Origin of the sequence: Halobacillus sp., from assembly GCF_049282395.1 — a bacterium.
In the GTDB taxonomy this organism is placed as follows: Bacteria; Bacillota; Bacilli; order Bacillales; family Halobacillaceae; genus Halobacillus.
This window is the reverse complement of record NZ_JBAPTY010000111.1, coordinates 1-3,334: the sequence shown is the minus strand read 5'-3', so window position 1 is coordinate 3,334 and position 3,334 is coordinate 1. Positions and strand designations below refer to the sequence as shown.

Here is a 3,334-nt window from a genome sequence, read left to right as displayed (position 1 = left end):
GCTTAGGGTATTGTATATCTAATATCTGGAAAGGAGGGAGAAGGAGATGACTATCGTTAAAATCCTATTCGCTGTGCTTACTTTCTCTTATTTCTCAGTTTTAAGTCCTGTAGTGCCCTTACAGGCTTATGACAACATAGAGCAAACAGATTCGTTCGTGGCCCATTTCACGGATGTGGAGCAGGAAGCTCTGGCTGTCTCTCCAGTCGTTCTTCCTAAAGGTAAAGACACCCGGTCCTTACCTTCTTTCCTGATCACTCCAAACCGGATGAAGATGAAGTTAATCAGTATCTTTATGGCGCCCGCCATCTACTTGGAACCGCATACCGGGACATCCGGATTTCTTACCTTAGAACAATTCCATTCCAATTATCTGTAAAATACGTACGTCTCCGTTTTACGAAGATGCCTTGCAGCTTTTCTTTTTCACACTATAGGAAAGCTTATTTTTCGTGTGCGTTTTTAACTACTTTTAAAGGAGATTGAAATGAAAAATACAGAAGTAAAAGAATGGGTTACCTACTATTTACTCGCGTTCGTTATTTTCTTCTTACTGTTTGGTGGAATCTGGACGGCTGGATTGCTTACAGGTGTACATTGGCAGGACTACTGGATCGAATTTCACTGGAGCATGGTTAACATAAAAGAACTGAAACAAATCATAGGATTATAAATAGAGAGGACGGGCTTAACGCTGGTATAAACCTTGCTTAAGCCCGGTTATCACAGAAAATGGAGGTACATGATGGCCGATTGGATTACTGAATTTATGAGTCACTATGGGTATGCCGGCATCTTTATCATGATGGCTGTAGAGAATCTCTTTCCCCCTATTCCATCTGAGGTTATCCTTCCGTTCAGCGGCTTTATGACTCAAGCCGCCAGCCTGTCAATAGCTGGGGTGGTTGTGGTTTCGACTACAGGTTCTCTTGCAGGTGCGGTTGTGCTTTATGGGATCGGAGCATGTTTGAATATGGAAAAACTGGAATCCTTCGTGGAGCGTCATGGCCATAGACTACGAATAAAAAGAGAAGACGTTATGAGAGTAGAAGAATGGTTCCAACGCTACGGAATATGGGCGGTACTGCTCGGGCGGATGGTTCCGCTCGTCCGCAGCCTGATTTCTCTGCCTGCTGGAATGGCGAACATGAAGCTGAGCTTGTTTCTATTATTCACCATCCTTGGAACGCTAGTTTGGAATACTATCCTTATTTTAGTGGGGGCTTTGATGGGTGACTCATGGAATGAAATTTCCCGGCTATTGGAGGTTTATTCAACCATCACGTATGTCGGTCTTGGTATAGGGGGAGCCCTCCTCGTTATCATCATGATTCATAAAAAAATCCAAAGCGCATAAGGAGATCAGAATGGACGTTATTCAAGTGATAAAAGTGCTGCTTCTCGGAATGTTTGAAGGATTAACTGAATTCGCACCAGTCTCCTCCACTGGTCATATGATTATCGTAGATGAGATGTGGTTACATTCCAGAGAGTTTTTAGGCTACTATACAGCCAATACGTTTAAAATCGTGATTCAACTTGGTTCTATTCTAGCGGTCGTCCTTACATTCAGACACCGATTTATCGATTTACTGAATTCGGGACGGCGTTCAGAGGCTCAATCCAGCCGTCTTAAAATCACTCATATCCTGACAGGGCTGCTTCCGGCAGCTCTGCTCGGATTTCTTTTTGAAGATTATATCGATGAGTATTTGTTTACGGTCGAAACCGTACTGATCGGTCTCTTATCGGGAAGTTTATTTATGATTTTTGCTGACCTTTACGGATCACGAACGCCTTCTATAAAAACGGTTGACCAAATCACTTATCAGCAGGCTCTTCTAATTGGACTAATGCAGTGCTTTTCTTTGTGGCCAGGTTTCTCCCGCTCTGGTTCCACTATCTCCGCCGGTGTTCTTGTCGGCATGAATCACCGATCGGCTGCAGACTTTACATTTATTATGGCGGTGCCCATTATGCTTGGCGCAAGCAGCCTTTCTCTAATTGATAACATGGAGTATTTCACGGTACAGGCTCTTCCCCTTTTTGCGATCGGGTTTGTCAGCGCATTTGTTTTTGCCCTGATCACGATTCGATTTTTTCTAAAGCTGATCAATAGAGTTAAATTATTACCGTTTGCCTTTTACCGCATCGCTTTAGCTGGAGTCATTGCGTTTATTTACTACTAAGGATCAATAGCGCGTCTATTTTCCTATTATAATCGCTAAGATAATTAACAGCTCTCCTGAGGAAAAATATAAACAGCGCGTTCGACCAGATTTCTGGTCAAACGCGCTGATTGATTTACTGCTTCTTCTGGTTACCTCCGTTTACGACTCTGAATTTGTTCACCGGTTTTTCCCCTGGTTTGGTATCAAAGGCTGTGATTGTTGCCCCTACTTCCACTTTCATCGATCCATCTGACTCTATTTTAAACAGTGTGCCTGGCTTATTGACTTTAATGGACTGGACATTATGCTTGGCAAACACCCTTTGTAAGTCCTGCATTAACTCCCTTTTACCATAAGTGAAGCCCATCCTATCCCTCTCCTTACTTTCATTTCGTTAGTTGTAGGATATGCGGAAATGGGAAGGACTATGATGGTAAATATGAAGTTGTACAAAAATCTCCCACCGGTGTTCACAGGTAAGAGTACAGCCTTATACTTCTGCGGCCTTTCTGTTTCTCCCACGCTTGTAAGGATAGACGGATAAGATGTTGTCTTTCTTTAATGTTCTAACCTTCCCCCTCACATAACAGTAAACTAAAAGAGTAGATTCCCGTATATCCATCACATGTATGGAGCGCTGGGACATTTCACCACGACTGTCCACATAGATTACATCCAGTATTTCCTTCTCCTGCAGTGACCGGGAAAATAAGCCTTCCATAAGGGCAACCGCCTTTCTTCACGAACGTTTGTTCTTATTATACCACAGAATCTCTATCTTAAAACTGGAATATTCAGGCGATTAGGGCAGCGCTCTCTCTTTCTTTTAAAATAAATTTTTTAGTAGGGTCGCTCACGAGGAAAGATAATCGATTAAATTTTTACGTATTGGGCAAATTATGGAGAGATTTTATAAAGCAGGAGGCCTCACTTTATGACGAATCAAAAGAAGAAAATCCAGCCGAAGCAGCATCAAAATCGTCAGCCTGGATATGAATATGAAATGACGCCCCTTCCGGAATACATGGCTCCAAACTATCAGGGTAGCGGAAAGCTTGAGGGGAAAATTGCCGTTATTACTGGCGGGGACAGCGGTATTGGCAGGGCTGTCAGCTTATATTTTGCTCGTGAAGGGGCCGACGTAGCCGTTCTTTACTTAGATG

General features: G+C 43.0%; 7 protein-coding genes. 5 read left to right on the top strand and 2 right to left on the bottom strand.

Annotation, left to right across the window (positions count from 1 at the left end):
- The first annotated feature begins 46 nt into the window (after positions 1 to 46).
- From WAM07_RS05395 to WAM07_RS05380, 4 genes are all read left to right on the top strand, one after another.
- Positions 47 to 379, top strand: coding sequence for a hypothetical protein (locus tag WAM07_RS05395; protein WP_422165395.1), 333 nt, complete (start codon positions 47 to 49; stop codon positions 377 to 379).
- A 108-nt stretch (positions 380 to 487) separates the two neighbouring features.
- Positions 488 to 673 (top strand): hypothetical protein, encoded by a 186-nt coding sequence (locus tag WAM07_RS05390; protein WP_422165393.1) that lies wholly within the window; start codon positions 488 to 490, stop codon positions 671 to 673.
- Positions 674 to 745: 72 nt separating this feature from the next.
- Positions 746 to 1,357 (top strand): DedA family protein, encoded by a 612-nt coding sequence (locus tag WAM07_RS05385; RefSeq protein WP_422165391.1) that lies wholly within the window; start codon positions 746 to 748, stop codon positions 1,355 to 1,357.
- Between the two features lie 10 nt (positions 1,358 to 1,367).
- Complete coding sequence (locus WAM07_RS05380; RefSeq protein WP_422165389.1) at positions 1,368 to 2,189, top strand: undecaprenyl-diphosphate phosphatase; 822 nt, start codon at positions 1,368 to 1,370, stop codon at positions 2,187 to 2,189.
- A 115-nt stretch (positions 2,190 to 2,304) separates the two neighbouring features.
- Here the strand turns inward: WAM07_RS05380 and WAM07_RS05375 are convergent, their stop codons facing one another.
- Together WAM07_RS05375 and WAM07_RS05370 are read right to left on the bottom strand one after the other, a co-directional pair.
- Positions 2,305 to 2,538, bottom strand: coding sequence for a hypothetical protein (locus tag WAM07_RS05375; protein ID WP_422165387.1), 234 nt, complete (start codon positions 2,536 to 2,538; stop codon positions 2,305 to 2,307).
- Between the two features lie 123 nt (positions 2,539 to 2,661).
- Positions 2,662 to 2,892 (bottom strand): hypothetical protein, encoded by a 231-nt coding sequence (locus WAM07_RS05370; RefSeq protein WP_422165386.1) that lies wholly within the window; start codon positions 2,890 to 2,892, stop codon positions 2,662 to 2,664.
- Between the two features lie 213 nt (positions 2,893 to 3,105).
- Here WAM07_RS05370 and WAM07_RS05365 point away from each other — a divergent pair.
- On the top strand, positions 3,106 to 3,334 hold a 229-nt coding region (locus WAM07_RS05365), incomplete at its 3' end, for an SDR family NAD(P)-dependent oxidoreductase (RefSeq protein WP_422165384.1).

Coding starts and splice junctions, on each gene's coding strand:
- WAM07_RS05370 (WP_422165386.1), bottom strand. CDS start 2,892: ATGGAAGGCTTATTTTCCCGGTCACTGCAGGAGAAGGAAATACTGGAT.
- WAM07_RS05385 (WP_422165391.1), top strand. CDS start 746: ATGGCCGATTGGATTACTGAATTTATGAGTCACTATGGGTATGCCGGC.
- WAM07_RS05380 (WP_422165389.1), top strand. CDS start 1,368: ATGGACGTTATTCAAGTGATAAAAGTGCTGCTTCTCGGAATGTTTGAA.
- WAM07_RS05375 (WP_422165387.1), bottom strand. CDS start 2,538: ATGGGCTTCACTTATGGTAAAAGGGAGTTAATGCAGGACTTACAAAGG.
- WAM07_RS05395 (WP_422165395.1), top strand. CDS start 47: ATGACTATCGTTAAAATCCTATTCGCTGTGCTTACTTTCTCTTATTTC.
- WAM07_RS05390 (WP_422165393.1), top strand. CDS start 488: ATGAAAAATACAGAAGTAAAAGAATGGGTTACCTACTATTTACTCGCG.